Source organism: Pseudomonas sp. S2_A05, from assembly GCF_054668485.1.
Window position 1 is genome coordinate 3,403,033 of sequence record NZ_CP162775.1, and the last position, 21,132, is coordinate 3,424,164.

The window sequence follows — 21,132 nt, forward strand, 5'->3', positions numbered from 1 at the left end:
AGAGGTTCATCGACTTGCGATATCGGTGCTGAATCCGGAATCAGCCAAGCCAGGCCAACCCGCCGTTGGATTGATGACCTTCAAATCCATAATCGACTCGGTTTTTCAGGTCGACGGAGAACGCAAGACACCTCGGTCAGCTCCCTCTCCCCCCGGGAGAGGGCTGGGGTGAGGGCAGGCTTCTACACCGCTCGCACGACGTGCTTGATCTCCAAAAACGCCGCCAACCCCCAATGCCCCAGTTCGCGGCCGACGCTGCTCTGCTTGTACCCACCCCATGCCGCCTGCGGGAAGATCACCTGCGGAGCATTGATCCACACCAGCCCTGCCTGCAACGCATTGGCCACGCGATCTGCTGCGGTGGCATCGCGTGTCACTACGCTCGCGACCAGGCCGAACTGCGTGTCGTTGGCCAAGGCAATCGCTTCGGCCTCACTGGCAAAACCGCGCACACACACCACCGGGCCGAAAATCTCTTCACGCCATAAGGCGCTGTCCAGCGACACGTCGGTGAACACCGTCGGTTGCAGGAAATAACCGCGCGGCAAATGCGCCGGACGATTGCCGCCAGAAAGCAAACGCGCGCCCGCACTCAGGCCGCGATCAATATGCCCAAGCACCCGTTGGTACTGCGCCTGATTGACCAGCGCGCCCATCTCCACATCCGCATCAAACGGATCAGCGACTCGAATCGCCTCTGCGCGCTTTTGCAGACGCTGAAGAAATTCGTCCATCAATTCCTCGGCAACCAGCACCCGACTGGTGGCCGAGCACATTTGCCCGGCGTTGAAGAACGCCCCACCACAAGCCAGTTCCACCGCCAGCTGCAGATCGGCATCCGCCAGCACCAGCAACGATGATTTGCCACCCAGCTCCAGACTCACACCCTTCACGGTTTCAGCAGCGCGTTGCATTACCTGCACGCCAACCGCATTGCTGCCAGTGAAGGAAATCTTGGCGATGCGTGGATCGGCCGACAACGGCGCGCCCACCGCCAGACCAGTGCCGCAGACCAGATTGAACACGCCGTCGGGCAAACCGGATGCAGCGATGATCGCGGCCAGTTCCAGCTCCGGCAACGGCGTCACTTCAGAAGGTTTCAGCACCACGCAGCAACCGGCGGCGAGCGCCGGGGCGAGCTTCCAAGCGGTGGTGACCATGGGGAAATTCCACGGCACGATCAGCCCGACCACGCCGCACGGCTCGCGCCGCAGGCGCGCACTGAAATCATCGCTGGGCAACGGCACGTTGCTGTCCTGACCGGCGTCGAGGCCTTCGGCGAGTTCGGCGTAATAGTCGAACGTGGCGATCACGTCATCGACATCGATGGCCGCTTCGAACTGCGGTTTACCGTTGTTGCTCGACTGCAGGTTCATCAAGTGATCGCGACCGTTGCGCACGCCGTTGGCAATGTTGCGCAGGATCGCAGCGCGTTCGGCGCCGGTGGTTGTCGACCAGTGTTTGAACGCCTCGGTCGCCGCGCTGATCGCCTGGTCGACGGCCTGTTCGTCGCCGCCATTGACGGTGGTCAGCAGCGCTTCGGTAGCGGGATTGATCACCCGCAGATGTTCGCGGCCTGACGACCATTGGCCATTGATGTAGAGGCCGTCGAGTGTGGTTGGAAAGCTGATCATTGGGCCACCGCCTGCATCCACTGGTTCTGGTCGATTTCAATCAGCGTCGGGCCTTGCCGGTCCGTCGCCTCGCGCAGCGCTGCGCGCAATTCGTCGATGCTGCTGATGGCTTGCGCGGCGCAACCGAGGCCCTTGGCCACGGCGACGAAGTCCGGGGTGTAGATGTCCACGCCAACCGGTTCGATGGCGCGGTTGACCATGTACTTTTTGATCTCCTCGTAACCCTGGTTATTCCACAGCAGCACGATCACCGGCACCCGTGCTTCAACGGCGCTGGCCAGTTCCGGCAGGGTGAATTGCAAGCCGCCGTCACCGATCAGGCACACCACCGGCGGGCGCGCGCCGCTATCGAGTTGCCCACCGAGCCACGCACCGATCGCCGCCGGCAACGCATAGCCGAGGGTGCCGTAACCGGTGGATGCGTTGAACCAGCGACGCGGACGCTCGGGGTTGAAAGTGAGGTTGCCGGTGTACACCGGTTGCGTGGAGTCGCCGACGAACACCGCATCAGGCAGTTCGTGCAGCACGGTTTCGAGGAAACGCGTCTGCGCCAGCGTCGGCGCATCCCAGCTCGCCGCCAATTCATCACGCAGACGCGCGGCGCGAACCTGGCCCCAATCATTACGACGCTCGGCCAGCGGCTTTTGCGTCAGCGTGCTGAGCAAGGCTTGTGCGGCATTGCGCGAATCAGCGACCAGCGCGACGTGCGGCGGGTAGTTGCGCACGGTCTGATCGGCATCAATGTCGATGCGCAGCAGCTTGCCGAGGAATCTCGAAGCCGCCGGCAAAAGTGACGTCGTAATCGGTCTCGGCCAGCTCGGTGCCGATCGCCAGCACCACGTCGGCTTCAGCGACCAGTGCGCGCGTGGCGACCAGGCTTTGCGTCGAACCGATCAACAACGGATGGCTGGTCGGCAGCATGCCTTTGGCGTTGATGGTCAGCGCCACTGGAGCGTCGAGCAGTTCGGCGAGTCGCGTCAGCTCCGGCGCCGCGTCGATGGCACCGCCGCCAGCGAGAATCAGTGGACGTTGCGCGCTGGCCAGCATTTCGCTCATGCGGCTCACGGCAGCCGGTGCGGCGCCGGCGCGATCGATATTCACCGGCAGGCTGGCGAGCAACTCATCGGCGTCTTCCACCAGCACGTCCAACGGAATTTCGATATGCACCGGTCGTGGTCGTCCGGCCTGAAACAAGGCAAACGCACGGGCCAGCACCACCGGCAATTCGGCAGCGGACATCAGCGTGTGCGAGAACGCTGCGACGCCGCCGACCAGTGCGCTCTGGTTCGGCAGCTCATGCAACTTGCCGCGCCCACCGCCCAACTGACTGCGCGACTGCACGCTGGAGATCACCAGCATCGGAATCGAATCGGCGTAAGCCTGGCCCATGGCCGTGGTGATATTGGTCATGCCTGGGCCGGTGATGATGAAACACACACCGGGTTTACCGCTGGTACGCGCGTAGCCGTCAGCCATGAACCCGGCGCCCTGTTCGTGGCGAGGCGTGACGTGGTTGATGCTTGAACGCGCGAGGCCTCGGTACAGCTCGACGGTGTGCACACCGGGAATGCCGAACACCTGCTCGACCCCGTAATTTTCCAACAGCCTGACCAGTACTTCGCCGCACGTTGCCATGTTGATTGCCCTTTCATTCACTGAACACTCCCTGTGGGAGCGAGCCTGCTCGCGAATAAGCGGTCCAGCCAACATCCGTGTCGAACCTTGAACCGTCTTCGCGAGCAGGCTCGCTCCCACAGGGTCCGTGGAGTGCCCATTGGAACGGTGCGCAACTGGCAGCAACAATCGATTAAAAGTCATACTAGCCATGTCCCCACGTCATACCTCGGATCGCCATGAAACGCCTGCCACCCCTGCCCGCTCTGCATACGTTCTGGATCACCGCGCAATGCTGCAATTTCACTCGCGCCGCCGAGCAGTTGCACATCACTCAGGGCGCGGTGAGCCGGCAGATCGCCGGGCTGGAAGAACAGCTCGGTTATCCGCTGTTCATCCGTCTGGCCCGAGGTCTGGCGCTGACGGCCGAAGGCCGCGAATGGCTGCCACAAGTGGAGAAGGTTTTCGGGCTGATCAGTGAAGCGACCGAGCAGATCGGGCTCAAACACCAGACGTTGCAACTCAAGGCCCCAAGCTGCGTGATGCGCTGGCTGCTGCCGCGCCTGCTGCAATGGCAGAAGGAACGCCCGGACGTGCCGGTGAAATTGACGGCCTCGCTGCAACACGGTGTGGATTTCCAGCGCGAGCAATTCGACGCCGCCGTGATCTACGGTCCGCCGCCGGACAATTCGCCAGGCGCACTGCATCTGTTCGACGAGCAACTGACACCGGTCTGCTCACCGCAACTGCTCAAAGGTTCGCCGGCGCTGAATTCACCGCAGGATTTGCAGGAGCATCTGTTATTGCACCCGACCCACGACATTCAGGACTGGTCGGTGTGGCTCGATGCAGCGGGATTGCGATTGGGCAACCTTGGCAGCGGGCAGCATTTCGAAACGCTGGATCAGGCGATGTCGATGGCCTCGCACGGCACGGGGGTGGCGATCGGGGACTGGTCGCTGATTGGTGATGATCTGAACGCTGGACGACTGGTGATGCCGTTTGCGTTGAAGGTGAAGACGGGGTTGGCGTATTACGTGGTGGTGCCTGCTGGAGCCGAACCCTCGCCGCAACTTGAGGAACTGATGCTCTGGCTGGTTGAGCAGGCTCATTTGCGCTGAAGCCTCTCCCCTCACCCTAGCCCTCTCCCCAGGGAGAGGGAACTGATTGGGGATACTCAAGAAATTCATCGACCTGACACAGCCCCGCCGAATCCATAATCGACACGGCCGTTCAGGTCAATGCGTGACCCAAGACAACTCGGTCGGCTCCCCTCTCCCCCGGGAGAGGGCTGGGGTGAGGGGAAAAGGCTTGACTCAATACCCGACGGTATAACGCTGCCGCGAATGCTTCGGCGTTTCCACTTCGTCAATCAGCGCAATCGCGTAATCGGCAAATGTGATCCAGCTGCGTCCTTCGGCACTGACCAACAGATGATCCTTGCCGACGCGGAATGTGCCACTGCGCTCACCCTCGACGAACTCCGCCGACGGCGACAAAAAGGTCCAGTCCAGTTCCTGCTCGTGACGCAACGCATCAAGAAACTCAGCACCTGCGCTCGCCTCGGCTTTGTATTCGGCCGGGAAACCGGCACTGTCGATCACCCGCGTGTCATCCGGCAGCAACAGCGAACCGGCGCCGCCGACCACCAGCAAGCGCTTCACGCCCGTCTGCTTCACCGGTCCGACAATCGCCGAGGCCGGGACGGAGGCGAAATGCGCTGCGCTGATCACTGCGTCGTGACCGGCCACCGCCGCTTGCAACGCTGCCGAATCCAGTACGTCGAGGCTCTTGCTGACGACACCGGCACGGCTGCCGATCTTCGAGGTATCGCGGGCAATGGCGGTGACGCTGTGGCCGCGACGCAGGGCTTCTTCCAGCAATTGGCTACCGGCACGGCCGGTGGCGCCAATGATTGCGATCTTGCTCATGACATTCTCCAGTTGGCTTGAAAATGCTGCGTGTTCAGGTTCGGCTTACCACTGCATCTCGCCCTTGGCGACTTTCGCGCTGAGCTCCAGCGAGCTTTCCTCGCCCAGCTGCGGGTAGCGTTTTTTCATCGCCGCGATCAGTGCAGCGGAGTCTTTGGCCTTGGCGGTTTCGGCATCGAAGGCCTTGATGTAATCGGCGGTGAATTTCACGCTGGCCAGCGAGCGGCTGCTGTCACCCAGGTAATGACCGGGCACCACGGTTTGCGGTTTCAGGCTTTCGATGGTGTGCAGGGTGTGCAGCCAATCGGCGTGGGATTGCGCGGTCTGGGTGTCAGCCATCCACACATGAATGTTCTCGGCGACCACTACGCCACCGACCACTGCTTTGAGCGACGGGATCCATACGAAGCTGCGATCCGGTTGCTTGCCGTCGAGGCCGATCACCTGCAATTGCTTGCCTTCGAGGGTCAGGCTGTCGCCCTTGAGCACGTCCGGGACGATGGTTTTCGCCGGCACGTCGGCGCCCATTTTCGGCCCCCAGTAGGCCAGTTTGCCGTCGACGGTGTGCTTGATGTGATCGACAGTCGGCTGCGAAGCCAGCACTTTCGCCTGCGGGAATGCCTTGGTCAGGGTGTCGAGGCCAAAGTAGTAATCCGGGTCGCCATGGCTGATGTAGATGGTGGTCAATTGCTTGCCGCTGGCGCGGATCTTTTCCACGACCTGCTCAGCCTGGGATTTGCCGAATTGCGCGTCGACCAGAATCGCTTCTTTCTCACCGCTGACCAGCACCGAGCTGACCGGGAAAATCGCCTGGGTGCCCGGGTTGTAGACATCGAGGCTCAGCTCGGCGGCGGATGCATGGGCGGCAAAGCCGAAAAATGCTGCGGCGAGCAGAACGCGTTTGAAGGGGGTGAAGCCGATCATGTGTTGCTCCGGATTGCGAATGCCAGTCTGGCGATGCAACAGAGCTTAGTTGCCAGACTCAGCACAAAAAATGCGATGCTTGGACATAGTTTGTTTCTGAAAGCGGGCAAATCATGGATCGGCTTCAAGCAATGCGGGTATTCGTCACGGTCGTGGACCTGGGCAGCCAGTCGGCGGCGGCCGACCACCTCGACCTGTCGCGGCCGGTGGTGTCGCGCTATCTGGCGGAGCTGGAAGACTGGGTCGGCGCGCGGCTGATGCACCGCACCACGCGCAAATTGAGCCTGACCGCCGCCGGCAGCGAAATCCTCCCGCGCTGCCGGCAGATGATCGACCTGTCGCACGACATGCAGGCCGCCGTCAGCGAACCCCATGACGCGCCGCGCGGATTGCTGCGGATCAGCGTCAGCACCTCGTTTGGCCAGGCGCAACTGGCCGATGCGATGGCGGCATACGTCAAGCTTTACCCAGGCGTGAGCATCGATCTGCAGATGCTCGACCGTACGGTGAATCTGGTCGATGAGCGCATCGATCTGGCGATTCGCACCAGCAACGATCTTGATCCGAATCTGATCGCCCGGCGCCTGACCGTGTGCCGCTCGGTGGTCTGCGCAGCACCGGCGTATCTGCTTGAGCATCCGGCGCCGTTGCGGGTGGAGGAACTGAGCCGACACAACTGCCTGACTCATTCCTATTTCGGCAAGAGCCTGTGGCATTTCGAGGAGGATGGCGAACCGGTTTCGGTGCCGGTGCAGGGCAATATCAGCGCCAACGAGGCCAGCACCCTCCTGCGCGCAACCCTGGCCGGCGCGGGCGTGGCGATGCTGCCGAGCTACCAGGCTGGCGTGCATATTCACAGCGGCGAACTGCTGCGTTTGCTGCCACACGCAGAACCGCGCCAGATGAATATCTACGCGGTGTACGCCTCACGCAAACACATGCCGGCGGCATTGCGCAGCATGCTCGACTTTCTTGTGCAGCGCTTTCCCGAGGCCCCGGCACTGGGATGCCGGCCTGTAAACCCGATCCCTTGTGGGAGCGAGCCTGCTCGCGAAGAGGCCAGTACATTCAACATTGATGTCGCTTGGACCACCGCCTTCGCGAGCAGGCTCGCTCCCACATAGGCATCAATTCGCTGAATGGCCGGCTAAATCCTCAAGCGCACTCGCTGGCAAGTGCGCGCCGCTGACCTATGCTCAAAGTAATACCGCAAGGTAGACGTTCAGAGGTCGAACACCATGAACATCAAAACAAAAGATACGCCGCCATCTTCATCACCTGCGCCGCCACGCTGGCGCTGTACGGCACCGCTGCCTGGCGGGTCGAGCAGTTGCGCCAGCTGCCGCGTGAGTATGCGAGCTGCAACTATGAGCGGTGTATTCCGCACAATGCCACGCTGAACGCATTGCGCTGATAGACCTGCGCTGGAATGCAACTGCTGTGGGAGCGAGCCTGCTCGCGAATGCGCTGTGTCAGCCAGCCTAGTTGCTGAATGAAAGACCGTATTCGCGAGCAGGCTCGCTCCCACAGGGCTCATCAGGATTGTTGCTCGGCCTTCAAGCGGTCGCGGAATGCCTTTGGCGAAATCCCCACCCGGCGACGGAACAGGCGCGTGAAGTTGGTCGGATCGGAAAACCCCAACAGCTCCGACATCTCGTAAATCGTCATGCTGGTGTAGGTCAGCAGGCGCTTGGCTTCCAGCAACTGACGCTCGTGCATGATCTGCAACGCCGGTTGCCCGGCCAGTTCACGGCAGGTGCCGTTGAGATGCGACACGGAGATGCCCAGGCGATGGGCGAGGTCTTCGACCTTGACGTGCTGGCGGTAAGTCTCTTCCACCAACTGAATGAAACCGTTGAGGTATTCGCGCTGGCGTTGCGGCCGTTGGCTGGCCTTGTGGCGGACGATCGCCTGACGGCTGACCCAGACCATGATCACACTGACCAGCGAATGCATGAGCATTTCCCGCGCCGGTTGATGGCCGTTGTACTCGGCCTGCAAGGCTGAAAACAGGCTGTTGAGATAATCGCCATCCTTGCCCGCCGGGTAGTTTTCCGCCCGAGCCAAGGCGTGTACCGAATCACCCAATTGCGCCTGCAAATGATTGATCAGCGGTGTGGCCAAGGTGACGATGAAGCCTTCAACATCCTCGGAAAAACGAAACCCGTGCACCGATAACGGTGGCAGCACCTGAATCGCTGGCGTCTCGAGTTGCGTGCGCTGGCCTTCGATTTCAAGCTCTGCCTGACCTTTGAAAACGAACAGCAGCTGGCACAGATCCGCGTGGCGGTGAGGTTTGATTTCCCATTGATGTTCGCGACTGCGCGAGGAAATGGTTTCACAGTGCAGCAAGTCCGGGGTCGGCCAGTCCAGGCTTTCACCGTAGAGCTTGAACACCGGAATAGAAGGCAGGGCAGGCTTGTTCATACTTCAATCCAGGCCTCTGGTTTTTGGGCGATAATCGCACCGATTGGCAGAATGTACAGGTATCGGCTCAGTTTTCACCTTCAATTGACAGACCCGCAAGGGAAAAATGCAAGCACTCGATCCATAAAATCATTCACCGGCTGTTGCTGCGTGAAGCTTGCGAGTCATAAAAACAATGAAAACCCTGAAAACCCAAGTCGCCATTATCGGCGCCGGTCCTTCCGGACTGCTCCTCGGCCAGTTGCTGCACAACGCTGGCATCGAAACCCTGATCCTCGAACGCCAGACGCCTGATTACATTCTTGGGCGCATCCGTGCCGGCGTGCTTGAACAAGGCATGGTAGAGCTGCTGCGTCAGGCCGGCGTCGGTCAGCGAATGGATGCCGAAGGTCTGGTTCATGGCGGCTTCGATCTGGCGCTGGACGGGCGTCAGGTGCACATCGATCTGCACGCTCTGACCGGCGGCAAAACAGTAATGGTCTACGGTCAGACCGAGGTCACCCGCGACCTGATGGCCGCTCGTCGGGATGCGGGGGCGCCGACAATTTATCAGGCGAGCAATGTCGTTCCCCACGGCATGAAAAGCGACGAAGCTTTCGTCACCTTCGAAAAGGACGGTGAAAGCTGGCGCGTCGATTGCGATTACATCGCCGGTTGCGATGGTTTCCACGGCGTCGCGCGGCAGTCGATTCCGGCCGATTGCCTGAAGATCTTCGAACGGGTCTACCCGTTCGGCTGGCTGGGCATTCTCGCCGACACGCCGCCGGTTCACGACGAATTGGTCTATGCCCGCCACGAGCGTGGCTTCGCTTTGTGCAGCATGCGTTCGGCCACCCGCACCCGCTATTACCTGCAAGTCCCGGCGGATGAAAACGTCGATGACTGGAGCGATCAGCGTTTCTGGGATGAGCTGAAAAAACGCCTGCCGGATGCCCTCGCGGAAAAACTGGTGACCGGCCCTTCGATCGAAAAAAGCATCGCGCCGCTGCGCAGTTTTGTCGTCGAACCGATGCAATACGGCCGGATGTTCCTGGTCGGCGACGCCGCCCACATCGTCCCGCCCACTGGCGCCAAGGGCTTGAACCTGGCGGCCAGCGATGTCAGCACATTGTTCAATATTCTGCTGAAGGTGTATCGCGAAGGCCGCACTGATCTGCTGGAAAAATACTCGGAAATCTGCCTGCGCCGGGTGTGGAAAGCCGAGCGGTTTTCCTGGTGGATGACGTCGATGCTGCATCGCTTCGACGAGCACGATGAATTCAGCCAGCGCATCTGCGCTTCGGAACTGGACTATTTTGTCAGCTCGCAAGCCGGGCAAAAAACCATTGCAGAAAATTACGTCGGGCTTCCGTACGAGGCTATCGAATAGCTTCCTACCGACTTACACTGCGAGCATCCACCCGCGCGCGATGGCCGCGCGGGTCCATCAATGCCCGCAGGCTCGCCCGTGACCACTCTCAATCAACCTGAAACGCCCAAACCGGCCATTCGCAGCGTGCTGGTCGCCTTGATGATGGCGATCTTCCTCGGTGCGCTGGACCAGACCATCGTCGCCGTATCGATGCCGGCGATCTCCGCGCAATTCAAGGACGTCAGCCTGCTGGCCTGGGTGATTTCCGGTTACATGGTGGCGATGACCGTGGCGGTGCCGATCTACGGCAAACTCGGCGACCTGTACGGGCGGCGCAAACTGATGTTGTTCGGCATGGGCCTGTTCACCCTCGCCTCGCTGTTCTGCGGCATGGCGCAGAGCATGGAGCAACTGGTGCTGGCGCGGATCCTTCAGGGCATCGGCGCCGGCGGCATGATCTCGGTGAGTCAGGCGATCATCGGCGACATCGTCCCGCCACGTGAACGCGGGCGCTATCAGGGTTACTTCAGCAGCATGTACGCCGTGGCCAGCGTCGCCGGCCCGGTGCTCGGCGGCTACATGACCGAATACCTGTCGTGGCGCTGGGTGTTTCTGATCAACCTGCCGCTGGGGCTTGGCGCGTGGTGGGTGGCACGGCGCAACCTGCGCGGCTTGCCGATTCCGCAGCGCAAACCGGTGATCGATTACCTCGGCACGGTGCTGATGATCATTGGTCTCACGGCGTTGCTGCTCGGCATCACCGAAGTCGGCCAGGGTCATTCATGGCGCAGCGGCGAAGTGCTCGGCCTGTTCGCCTGCGCCGTGGTGGTGCTGGCGCTGTTCGTCTGGCATGAACGCCGTGCACGTGAGCCATTGCTGCCGATGCACTTGTTCACCAATCGCAGCGCGCTGCTGTGCTGGTGCACGATCTTCTTCACCAGTTTCCAGGCCATCTCGCTGATCGTGCTGATGCCATTGCGTTTCCAAAGCGTCACCGGCGCTGGCGCCGACAGCGCAGCGCTGCACTTGCTGCCATTGGCGATGGGCTTGCCGATCGGTGCCTATTTCGCCGGCCGCCGCACCTCGATTACCGGACGCTACAAACCGCAGATTCTCACCGGGGCGATCCTCATGCCGATCTCGATTCTCGGCATGGCCTTCAGTCCGCCCCAAGCAACCTTGCTCAGCGGTCTGTTCATGCTGCTCAGCGGCATCGCCGGCGGCATGCAGTTCCCGACCTCGCTGGTCGGCACGCAAAACTCGGTGGAACAACGCGACATCGGCGTCGCCACCAGCACCACCAACCTGTTCCGCTCACTGGGCGGCGCGGTGGGCGTGGCTTTGATGTCGGCGCTGCTGCTGGCGTTGCTGCACCATTCCAGTTTCGCCCACCTGGCGAACAGTTCGCTGATCAGCGAAGGGCATTCGGGCAACGTCCTGCTCGATGGCCTGAACGCCGCACCCGGTGAAGCGCAGAACGCTTTGCGCGCGGAGCTGCTGGTGACCTTCCGCCACTTGCTCTGGGTCAGCACGGCAGTGTCGTTGCTGGGGCTGGCAGCGGCGATTGCCATGCCGAACAACCTGCTGCGCGGACGGGAGCACGGCGCGAAATAATTGCCGCAACAAATACCACTGTGGGAGCGAGCCTGCTCGCGAATGCGCGGTGTCAGCCGACACATAGCTGAATGACACACCGCTTCGCGAGCAGGCTCGCTCCCACAAGGGAACGGTGTTCTCTCAAGGGCTGTAGTAGCCCACCGCGACGAGGAAATGCCCGACCTTTTTCAGGTACGCATGCTTGTCCTCGATCTTGCCGGTTACCGGGTTTTTCCAGCGGTATTCATATTCGCCTTCATCCTGCTTGCCGATCAGCGCCAGAATCGGCTCGCCCACCGGTTTGCCTTCCGGGTCCTTGACCTTGCCAAAATCAGTGTTGATCAAGCGCAGATTGGTGCCGTGGGCGACATAACGCTGGTTGTTCAGATCGACCACGAAGACATACAGGTCATCCTGCAGATATCCGCCCTTGAGCGAGTTGATCGCAACCAGCGTGCCCTTCTCGTCCTTGCCCAGATCCGTCGCGGCTTTGTCCAGCAAGGCCTTGGCCTGCTCAGCCGAAGCCCGTGGCAAGTAGTAACCCACCGCGAGAATGCGCTGCCCGACGCGCTGATAAAACACATGCTTGCGCTCGACCTTGCCGTCGGCCCAATTCTGCCAGCGGTATTCGGCCTGCTGGATGCCGTTGCCTTCCGGCACTTTCAGCGCATCCTTGAACGCCTTCTGCAGATCCGGCCCGAGCACTTCGCTGACATCACGGCCGATCAGCGCCGATGACGGCCCGCCACTGGCAAGCATGACGCCTTTGGTGTCGAGGACGAACACGTAGCGATCCTTGTCGACGAACTCACCCTGGCGGCTGAAGGCGGCGAAGGCCTTGTCGCCATTGTCGTGGTAGTAGGCCAAGGCTTTTTCCAGCAGGGCGATGGCCGCCTGACTGTCATCCTTGGCGGCGGTGGCGGCGCTGGCCTGGCCGAAACCGGCCAACAGAATCAGGCCGAGCCAGGCCACTTTATGCAAAAACCCCATAGCGCATCCCTCGTTCTTTTTGGTGTCTCAAGAGCGTAGACGGCTTGGGCTGATGTACGAGTATTCAGAATGATGCAGGGGATTACAGGCCCCTGTGGTGAGGGGACAAAGCCCTCCGGGCAACAGATCAGTCGCTACGGGCGGGAATTGATCTGCTGCTGGAGATTCTGGATCTGCGCCTGCAAAGTGTTGAGGTTGCGGGTCATCTGCGCGCGGAACGCATCGAACTCGGCGGTATTGCCGCCACCCTGCGGCGCTGCCGGGCGATTGTCCTGCTGACTTTTCAGCACCACGATGTCCTGCTCCAGACGATCGATCGCCGCGCTCGGGTTGCCCTGTTTCTTCAGCGCGGCGATATCGGCACCAAGGCTTTTGAACTGGGCGTCGAAGGCTTTCAACTGCGCATCGACCTTGCTGGTATCGGCCGGGGTGCTCTTGATGGTCGCCAGCTCGGCGCTCAAGGCTTTGACCTGAGCCTGCAACTGCGTATTGGCGTTCTGCTGTTCGGTGGTCTGCGCGGTCATTTGCGCCAGCCGCTTGTCCAGTTCGCTGGCCTGACCGGCCACGCCTTGCTGCTGCTTGCTCTGGTCGAGCAGCTTGCCTTCGAGTTGTTTGATCTGCAGCTTCAGCGCTTCGCTGTCACTGTTGACGTTGCTCTGGCTGGCGACAACCTTGCCGGAAATATCCTGCAGGCGCCCCGCCGCTTCTTCGCTGATGCGGGCGAAGCTTTCCTGGGTGGCGACCAGTTGCTGTTCCATCAGCGAGATCTGCTGGAAGCTCCACCAGGCCAGACCGATGAAGGCGAAAAACAACGCACCGACCAGCGCCCACAGCGGCCCGGTGCTGGCGGCCTTGACCTTGACCACTGGCGCCGTGCGCGAATGCACGGAAGTGCGGGGGCCGGGCGCGATGTCATCGTCGTCGAACGGGTCAGCGCGCAGGCTTGGCACGTTATCGAAATCGTCGTCGTGGGCATCGTTTCGCATGGACATTGAGGCAACCTTTGGCAAACGCGGTGATGGCTAAATGCTGCGAAGTATAACCGCCGCAGCCGCAGGCATTGACCCTCAACCCGCAAGGCGGTTCATTGCCGCCCGGCCGAATCGTTTCAACGGATGTCCTGGGCTTTCCACCACGCACAGAACTCATCGAGGGCAGCCCAGAGGCTGACTTTCGGATCGTAGTCGAGATAATGCCGGGCGCGGCTGATGTCGAGGGTGAAATTTTTCTTCATGACCTGCATGCCCAGGCGCGACAGTGTCGGCTCCGGGCGTCCCGGCCAGAGCATGCACGCGCCTTCGTTGAGCGCCGCGACGCTGTACGCGAGACCGTAGGAGCGATATTTGCGCACCTGATCGACGTCCATCCGGCGCATCACGTAATTGACCACGTCCCACAGCGGCACCGGCGTACCGTTGCTGATGTTGTAGGCCTTGCCGAGCGCGGAACCTTGCGCCAACAAGCTGCTAAGCATGGCTTCGTTGAGATTTTGCACGCTGGTGAAATCGACCTTGTTCAAGCCGTCGCCGATGATCGCCAGCCGCCCCTTGCGTTGCATCTTCAGCAGGCGCGGAAAGATGCTCATGTCGCCGGCACCGGTGACGAAACGCGGGCGCAGGGCGATGGTTTCCAGACCGAATTCCTGGGCACCGAAGACTTTCTGCTCGGCCAGATATTTGGTCGCGGCGTAGGGATGCTTGAAGCGTTTGGGCACTTGCTCTTCGGTCAGACCGAGATGGTCGCGGCCATCGAAATAGATCGACGGCGACGACAGATGCACCAGCCGCCGCACCCGCTGCTTGAGGCAGGCTTCGACAACGTTTTCGGTGACTTCGACGTTGCCCTGATGAAAGTCCTGATAACGCCCCCACACACCGACAGCACCAGCGCAATGCACCACGGCCTCGACATCGCTGCACAGGTCGCGCACCAGATCGGCGTCGGTCAGATCGCCCGGCACGAACTCCGCGCCCCGGCGCACCAGATGTTCGACGCTCTCGGCCCGGCGACCGTTGACCCGCACTTCAAGGCCCTGCTCCAGGGCGAAACGCGCAAAGCGCCCGCCAATAAAGCCACTGGCGCCGGTAACCAAAATCTTCATCAAAAACTCCAGGGAAGCAGCTGCAAGCTTCGAGCTTTCAGCTGCAAGTTGAAACGGTACGTATTCTTGCCGCTTGCAGCTTGACGCTTGTTGCTGCGTTCAAGCCACTAGCCATTGCTTTGAGGAGCGCAGCAGTTGTTCGGTCAGTAGATTGAGCAACTGGCCGCCATTGCGCCAATGATGCCAGTACAGCGGCACGTCGATCGGTTTATCTGGCAGCAATTCGCGCAGCACCCCGCGTTGCAATTGCTCGTGCACCTGCAGTTCCGGCACCAGGCCCCAGCCCAGACCGGCTTCGGTCAGGCGGATGAAGCCTTCGGAGGACGGGCATAAATGGTGCTCGAACGCGCCGTCGACGCCCAACAGCGCCAGATAGCGATGCTGAAGGAAATCGTCCGGACCGAACACCAGCGCCGGGGTGCGCGGCAGCTGTTCGGCGCGCACGCCTTCGGGAAAATGCCGAGCAAGGAAGGCTGGACTGGCCAGCGCCCGATAACGCATGGCGCCGAGCAACACGCTGCGGGCTCCCGCCACCGGCCGCTCGCTGGCACACAGGCATGCGGCCACTTCACCCGCACGCATGCGCTTGAGACCGACGGTCTGGTCTTCGACGATCAGGTCGAGCAACAAATGCTGCTCGGCGCAGAAATCGCCGACGGCCTCGGCCCACCAAGTGGCGAGGCTGTCGGCGTTGAGGGCGATGCGCAGGCGATCGGGCAGGCCTTCTTCGTCCAGCGCCGGCACCACTGATTGCAAGTCGCGCTCGAGCAGACGCACCTGCTGCACATGGTTGAGCAAGCGTCGGCCGATCTCGGTCGGCGATGGCGGTGTTTCGCGCACCAGCACTGGCTGGCCGACCCGCGCTTCAAGCAATTTGATGCGCTGGGAGATCGCCGACTGCGACAGGCCGAGCACCTGTGCGGCGCGATCGAATCCGGCCTGCTCGACCACAGCGGCGAGCGCGGAAAGCAACTTATAGTCGAACATCAGTTTTCCTAATGGGCGATCAGCACTATTGGTTTTTCTTATACAGCGTCACACCGGAGAATAGCCAGCAAGCACTCTCTTTCAAGGATCTCTCCCATGTGGCAAAGCTACGTAAACGGCCTGTTGGTGGCGTTCGGCCTGATCATGGCGATCGGCACGCAGAACGCTTTCGTCTTGGCGCAAAGCCTGCGCCGTGAACACCATTTGCCGGTGGCGGCATTGTGCGTGGTGTGTGACGCAATTCTGGTCGCGGCCGGGGTGTTCGGCCTGGCGACGATCCTCGCGCAGAACCCGACCCTGCTGGCGATCGCCCGTTGGGGCGGTGCGACGTTTCTGATCTGGTACGGCAGCCAGGCACTGCGCCGGGCCTGCTCGAAACAGAGCCTTGAGCAAGGCGAAAACCAGAGCGTGCGTTCGCTGCGCGCAGTGATGCTCAGCGCGCTGGCGGTGACCTTGCTCAACCCCCACGTTTATCTCGATACGGTATTGCTGATCGGCTCGCTGGGCGCGCAGCAATCGGTGCCGGGCGCTTATGTGGTCGGCGCGGCGAGTGCATCGTTGCTGTGGTTTTTCACCCTGGCCCTCGGCGCGGCGTGGCTGGCACCGTGGCTGGCCCGCCCGAGCACGTGGCGCATTCTCGATCTGGTGGTGGCGTTAATGATGTTCACCGTCGCCGCGCAGTTGATCATCGCCGGATGATTTATTCGCAAAGGCTCTGGAACCTCTATCCCACACAGTTGTTGCGTGGTTAAGGCGCGACCCCGGTGCTATGATCCGAACCCTGCGCCGCAAAGAGTAAAAACTCGCCGGTGCATTTCCGGCCGCCCGTGATCGGCCTTGCGCTCACCGCAACAGACCTGATTAGGAGAATCATCATGGCTTTCGAATTGCCGCCGCTGCCTTACGCACACGATGCCCTGCAGCCGCACATCTCCAAGGAAACCCTGGAGTTCCACCACGACAAGCACCACAACACCTATGTCGTGAACCTGAACAACCTGGTGCCAGGCACCGAGTTTGAAGGCAAGACCCTGGAAGAAATCGTCAAGACTTCTTCGGGCGGCATCTTCAACAACGCCGCTCAGGTCTGGAACCACACCTTCTACTGGAACTGCCTGGCGCCAAACGCCGGCGGTCAACCAACCGGCGCACTGGCAGATGCCATCAACGCAGCGTTCGGTTCGTTCGACAAGTTCAAGGAAGAATTCAGCAAAACCTCGATCGGCACCTTCGGTTCCGGCTGGGGCTGGCTGGTGAAAAAGGCTGACGGTTCCCTGGCCCTGGCCAGCACCATCGGCGCCGGCAACCCGCTGACCAGCGGCGACACCCCGCTGCTGACCTGCGACGTCTGGGAACACGCTTACTACATCGACTACCGCAACCTGCGTCCGAAGTACGTTGAAGCGTTCTGGAACCTGGTCAACTGGAAGTTCGTGGCCGAGCAGTTCGAAGGCAAAACCTTCACCGCTTAAGCTGCGCGCCAGATGAAAAACCCGGCTTCGGCCGGGTTTTTTTATGCCCGGCGCATGGCGTTTCTCGCACGGTAAAAGCAGCTTCGCGCCGTTTGCCGCCAGCCCCCAGCCGTCTACCATCACAGACAGGAAAAAATCTTTGGCCCAGTGCTCAAGTTGAAGGCAATTGCAACCGACACAGTTAATTCAGAGCTATTACTCAAATGACGACATTGCGGCCAGGATCACGGCGACTTTTCCCGTGCCCGATTGTCCCTTTGACTGCCAACCCGGGATTGCCAATACTCATGGCAACTTGACGCTACCCGCACGGAACAAGGAATAACCCTTTGAAGCTGGAACTCAAGAACAGCTTGTCGGTGAAGTTGCTCCGGGTCGTGCTCCTGTCGGCATTGATCGTAGGCGTAGTCTTGAGCTGCGCGCAGATTGTCTTCGATGCCTACAAGACCCGTCAGGCGGTTGCCGGCGACGCCGAGCGCATCCTCGACATGTTCCGCGATCCATCGACCCAGGCCGTGTACAGCCTGGACCGGGAAATGGGCATGCAGGTGATCGAAGGGCTGTTCCAGGACGACGCCGTGCGTCAGGCCTCCATCGGCCACCCCAACGAAGCCATGCTGGCGCAGAAATCCCGCGAACTGCAGCATTCCAATAGCCGTTGGCTGACCGACCTGATTCTCGGCCAGGAACGCACCTTCACCACGCAACTGGTCGGCCGCGGCCCCTACAGCGAATACTACGGCGACCTGAGCATCACCCTCGACACCGCCACCTATGGCGAAGGGTTTATCGTCAGCTCAGTGATCATTTTCATTTCCGGCGTGCTGCGCGCACTGGCGTTGGGCCTGGTGCTGTATCTGGTCTATCACTGGCTGCTGACCAAACCGCTGTCGCGAATCATCGAGCACCTCACCGAAATCAACCCGGATCGTCCCAGCGAGCACAAGATTCCGCAGATCAAGGGCCACGAAAAAAACGAGCTGGGCCTGTGGATCAACACCGCCAACCAGTTGCTCGAGTCCATCGAACGCAACACCCACCTGCGCCACGAAGCGGAAAACAGCCTGCTGCGCATGGCCCAGTACGACTTCCTCACCGGCCTGCCGAACCGCCAGCAATTGCAGCAGCAACTGGACAAGATTCTCGTCGATGCCGGAAAATTGCAGCGCCGCGTCGCGGTGTTGTGCGTCGGCCTGGATGACTTCAAGGGCATCAACGAGCAATTCAGCTACCAGACCGGCGACCAATTGCTGCTGGCCCTGGCCGATCGTCTACGTGCCCACAGCGGTCGCCTGGGCGCCCTCGCTCGCTTGGGCGGCGATCAGTTCGCGCTGGTGCAGGCCGACATTGAACAGCCTTACGAAGCAGCGGAACTGGCGCAGAGCATTCTCGATGACCTCGAGGCGCCCTTCGCCCTCGACGATCAGGAAATCCGCCTGCGCGCGACCATCGGCATCACCCTGTTCCCCGAGGACGGCGACAGCACCGAGAAGCTGTTGCAGAAAGCCGAGCAGACCATGACCCTGGCCAAGACCCGCTCGCGCAATCGCTATCAGTTCTATATCGCCAGCGTCGACAGCGAGATGCGCCGTCGTCGCGAGCTGGAAAAGGATTTGCGCGATGCGCTGATCCGCGACCAGTTCTACCTCGTCTATCAGCCGCAGATCAGTTATCGCGATCACCGCGTGGTTGGCGTCGAAGCGCTGATTCGCTGGCAACATCCGGAACACGGGCTGGTGCCGCCGGACCTGTTCATTCCGCTGGCCGAACAGAACGGCACGATCATCGCCATCGGCGAGTGGGTGCTCGATCAGGCCTGCAAGCAATTGCGCGAATGGCACGATCAAGGTTTTGTCGATTTGCGCATGGCGGTCAATCTGTCCACCGTGCAACTGCACCACGCCGAGCTGCCACGGGTGGTCAACAACCTGTTGCAGATGTACCGCTTGCCGCCGCGCAGTCTGGAACTGGAAGTCACCGAAACCGGCCTGATGGAAGACATCACCACCGCCGCCCAGCATCTGCTCAGCCTGCGCCGCTCCGGCGCGCTGATCGCGATCGACGACTTCGGCACCGGCTACTCGTCCCTCAGCTATCTGAAAAGCCTGCCGCTGGACAAGATCAAGATCGACAAGAGCTTCGTGCAGGATCTGCTCGATGACGACGATGACGCGACCATCGTTCGCGCGATCATCCAGCTGGGCAAGAGCCTGGGCATGCAGGTGATTGCCGAGGGCGTGGAAACCGCCGAGCAGGAAACCTACATCATTTCCGAGGGTTGCCACGAAGGTCAGGGCTACCACTACAGCAAACCGCTGCCGGCGCGGGAGCTGGGTATTTACCTCAAGCAGGCGCAACGCAGCAACGCGGCTATTTTATAAGATCGCAGCCTTCGGCAGCTCCTACATTTGAAATGCGTTCCTCCTGTAGGAGCTGACGAGTGCAACGAGGCTGCGATCTTTTGATCTTCATGCGCAAATAAGAAATATTTCCAAGCACGCCTTTACACATAATGCGAAAGATTTGCATTATGTCGCAGTTTTGCGCGCCCCCGGCGCCAGTCCATTCAACTACCGAAGCAGGATGTTCGCCATGATTCGTATGCCTCTGGCTACCGCCAGTCTGCTGGCCATCGCTATTTCCCTCGCCGGTTGCGGCGAAGGCAAGGACAAAGAAAAAGCCTCCGAAATGACTCCGGCTTCCAGCAGCGCTGCTCCAGCCCCTGCCGCTGCACCGGCTCCTGCTGCCGGTAAAGTTGACGATGCTGCCGCCAAGGCTGTGGTCGCGCACTATGCCGACATGGTCTTCGCCGTTTACAGCGATGCCGAATCCACTGCGAAAACCCTGCAAACTGCGGTCGACGCGTTCCTCGCCAAGCCGAATGCCGACACCCTCAAAGCCGCCAAGGCTGCCTGGGTCGCCGCGCGCGTGCCGTACCTGCAGAGCGAAGTGTTCCGCTTCGGCAACACCATCATTGACGATTGGGAAGGTCAGGTTAACGCCTGGCCGCTGGACGAAGGCCTGATCGACTATGTCGACAAATCCTACGAGCACGCGCTGGGTAACCCGGGCGCCAGCGCCAACATCATCGCCAACACCGAAGTGCAGGTCGGCGAAGACAAAGTCGACGTGAAAGAAATCACCCCGGAAAAACTCGCCAGCCTCAACGAGCTGGGCGGTTCCGAAGCCAACGTCGCCACCGGCTACCACGCGATCGAATTCCTGCTCTGGGGCCAGGATCTGAACGGCACCGGCCCTGGCGCTGGCAACCGTCCGGCCTCGGACTATCTGGAAGGCGCCGGCGCCACCGGTGGTCATAACGACCGTCGTCGTGCCTACCTGAAAGCCGTGACCCAACTGCTGGTCAGCGACCTGGAAGAAATGGTCGCCAACTGGAAGCCGAACGTCGCCGACAACTACCGCGCCACCCTGGAAGCCGAGCCAGGCGAAACCGGCCTGCGCAAAATGCTCTTCGGCATGGGCAGCCTGTCCCTGGGTGAACTGGCGGGCGAGCGCATGAAGGTTTCCCTGGAAGCCAACTCCCCTGAAGACGAGCAGGATTGCTTCAGCGACAACACCCACTACTCGCACTTCTACGACGCCAAAGGCGTGCGTAACGTTTACCTGGGCGAGTACACCCGTGTTGACGGCACCAAGATGACCGGCGCCAGCCTGTCGTCGCTGGTGGCCAAGGCCGATCCGGCTGCCGACACCGCGCTGAAAGCCGATCTGGCCGCGACCGAAGCGAAGATCCAGGTCATGGTCGATCACGCCAACAAGGGTGAGCACTACGACCAGTTGATCGCTGCCGGCAACACCGCTGGCAACCAGGTCGTTCGCGACGCCATCGCCGCGCTGGTCAAGCAGACCGGCTCGATCGAAGCCGCTGCGGGCAAACTGGGCATCAGCGACCTGAACCCGGACAGCGCCGATCACGAATTCTGATCGCAGCGTCCGCGTCAAAAAAGAGGCGACCTTCGGGTCGCCTTTTTCATACCCCATGTTCACAGTCCCCTGTAGGAGCTGCCGAAGGCTGCGATCTGTTGATCTTGATTTTTGAAGATCAAAATCAAAAGATCGCAGCCTTCGGCAGCTCCTACAGGAG

Annotated in this window: 16 protein-coding genes and 2 pseudogenes; 9 read left to right on the forward strand and 9 right to left on the reverse strand. The window is 61.0% G+C overall.

Annotated features, from left to right (window positions below; genetic code table 11):
* Positions 1-182: 182 nt before the first annotated feature.
* Both AB4O12_RS15465 and AB4O12_RS15470 read right to left on the reverse strand, forming a co-directional pair.
* Positions 183-1,634 (reverse strand): aldehyde dehydrogenase family protein, encoded by a 1,452-nt coding sequence (locus AB4O12_RS15465; protein ID WP_460059006.1) that lies wholly within the window; start codon positions 1,632-1,634, stop codon positions 183-185.
* A pseudogene (locus AB4O12_RS15470) lies at positions 1,631-3,269 on the reverse strand (5-guanidino-2-oxopentanoate decarboxylase). Before AB4O12_RS15470 ends, AB4O12_RS15465 begins: the two are co-directional and overlap by 4 nt.
* A 218-nt stretch (positions 3,270-3,487) precedes the next feature.
* On the opposite strand from AB4O12_RS15470, the gene AB4O12_RS15475 reads away from it, so the two are divergent.
* Positions 3,488-4,369: a LysR substrate-binding domain-containing protein gene (locus AB4O12_RS15475; RefSeq protein WP_252868188.1), complete on the forward strand. Its 882-nt coding sequence runs from the start codon at positions 3,488-3,490 to the stop codon at positions 4,367-4,369.
* 195 nt (positions 4,370-4,564) lie between these two features.
* Here the strand turns inward: AB4O12_RS15475 and AB4O12_RS15480 are convergent, their stop codons facing one another.
* Together AB4O12_RS15480 and AB4O12_RS15485 are read right to left on the reverse strand one after the other, a co-directional pair.
* On the reverse strand, positions 4,565-5,179 hold the full coding sequence (locus tag AB4O12_RS15480) for an NAD(P)-dependent oxidoreductase (protein WP_252868189.1): 615 nt from the start codon (positions 5,177-5,179) through the stop codon (positions 4,565-4,567).
* A gap of 45 nt (positions 5,180-5,224) precedes the next feature.
* Positions 5,225-6,103 carry an MBL fold metallo-hydrolase gene (locus AB4O12_RS15485; protein ID WP_056789950.1) on the reverse strand — a complete coding sequence of 293 codons (879 nt, stop codon included), beginning with the start codon at positions 6,101-6,103 and terminating at the stop codon, positions 5,225-5,227.
* A gap of 113 nt (positions 6,104-6,216) precedes the next feature.
* Here AB4O12_RS15485 and AB4O12_RS15490 point away from each other — a divergent pair.
* Both AB4O12_RS15490 and AB4O12_RS15495 read left to right on the forward strand, forming a co-directional pair.
* Positions 6,217-7,123, forward strand: a pseudogene (locus AB4O12_RS15490) (LysR family transcriptional regulator).
* Between the two features lie 172 nt (positions 7,124-7,295).
* A complete protein-coding gene (locus AB4O12_RS15495) occupies positions 7,296-7,517 on the forward strand; it encodes a hypothetical protein (protein ID WP_460062522.1) in 222 nt (73 codons plus the stop codon).
* Between the two features lie 122 nt (positions 7,518-7,639).
* Here the strand turns inward: AB4O12_RS15495 and AB4O12_RS15500 are convergent, their stop codons facing one another.
* The gene (locus AB4O12_RS15500) at positions 7,640-8,530 is read right to left on the reverse strand and encodes a helix-turn-helix domain-containing protein (protein ID WP_024014136.1); all 891 of its coding nucleotides are present in this window, start codon (positions 8,528-8,530) and stop codon (positions 7,640-7,642) included.
* Positions 8,531-8,705: 175 nt separating this feature from the next.
* On the opposite strand from AB4O12_RS15500, the gene pobA reads away from it, so the two are divergent.
* Both pobA and AB4O12_RS15510 read left to right on the forward strand, forming a co-directional pair.
* On the forward strand, positions 8,706-9,899 hold the full coding sequence (gene pobA, locus AB4O12_RS15505; protein WP_258707129.1) for a 4-hydroxybenzoate 3-monooxygenase: 1,194 nt from the start codon (positions 8,706-8,708) through the stop codon (positions 9,897-9,899).
* A gap of 78 nt (positions 9,900-9,977) precedes the next feature.
* The gene (locus AB4O12_RS15510) at positions 9,978-11,495 is read left to right on the forward strand and encodes an MDR family MFS transporter (protein WP_095181440.1); all 1,518 of its coding nucleotides are present in this window, start codon (positions 9,978-9,980) and stop codon (positions 11,493-11,495) included.
* Between the two features lie 123 nt (positions 11,496-11,618).
* On the opposite strand, the gene AB4O12_RS15515 is transcribed toward AB4O12_RS15510, so the two are convergent.
* From AB4O12_RS15515 to AB4O12_RS15530, 4 genes are all read right to left on the reverse strand, one after another.
* A complete protein-coding gene (locus AB4O12_RS15515; protein WP_095181439.1) occupies positions 11,619-12,467 on the reverse strand; it encodes a cache domain-containing protein in 849 nt (282 codons plus the stop codon).
* Between the two features lie 134 nt (positions 12,468-12,601).
* On the reverse strand, positions 12,602-13,459 hold the full coding sequence (locus tag AB4O12_RS15520) for a hypothetical protein (protein WP_056789961.1): 858 nt from the start codon (positions 13,457-13,459) through the stop codon (positions 12,602-12,604).
* A gap of 116 nt (positions 13,460-13,575) precedes the next feature.
* Entirely contained in the window at positions 13,576-14,568 is a 993-nt protein-coding gene (locus AB4O12_RS15525) for an NAD-dependent epimerase/dehydratase family protein (RefSeq protein ID WP_423663331.1), read from the reverse strand.
* Between the two features lie 99 nt (positions 14,569-14,667).
* On the reverse strand, positions 14,668-15,555 hold the full coding sequence (locus AB4O12_RS15530) for a LysR family transcriptional regulator ArgP (RefSeq protein ID WP_150637405.1): 888 nt from the start codon (positions 15,553-15,555) through the stop codon (positions 14,668-14,670).
* A gap of 96 nt (positions 15,556-15,651) precedes the next feature.
* Between AB4O12_RS15530 and AB4O12_RS15535 the strand changes: the two genes are divergently transcribed.
* The 4 genes from AB4O12_RS15535 (at position 15,652) to AB4O12_RS15550 (ending at position 20,972) form a co-directional block, all read left to right on the forward strand.
* Positions 15,652-16,254 (forward strand): LysE/ArgO family amino acid transporter, encoded by a 603-nt coding sequence (locus AB4O12_RS15535; protein ID WP_150637403.1) that lies wholly within the window; start codon positions 15,652-15,654, stop codon positions 16,252-16,254.
* A gap of 176 nt (positions 16,255-16,430) precedes the next feature.
* The gene (locus tag AB4O12_RS15540; RefSeq protein WP_016773431.1) at positions 16,431-17,027 is read left to right on the forward strand and encodes a superoxide dismutase; all 597 of its coding nucleotides are present in this window, start codon (positions 16,431-16,433) and stop codon (positions 17,025-17,027) included.
* A 329-nt stretch (positions 17,028-17,356) separates the two neighbouring features.
* On the forward strand, positions 17,357-19,408 hold the full coding sequence (locus AB4O12_RS15545; RefSeq protein ID WP_016773430.1) for a putative bifunctional diguanylate cyclase/phosphodiesterase: 2,052 nt from the start codon (positions 17,357-17,359) through the stop codon (positions 19,406-19,408).
* A gap of 211 nt (positions 19,409-19,619) precedes the next feature.
* The gene (locus AB4O12_RS15550; RefSeq protein ID WP_460059014.1) at positions 19,620-20,972 is read left to right on the forward strand and encodes an imelysin family protein; all 1,353 of its coding nucleotides are present in this window, start codon (positions 19,620-19,622) and stop codon (positions 20,970-20,972) included.
* Positions 20,973-21,132 lie beyond the last annotated feature (160 nt).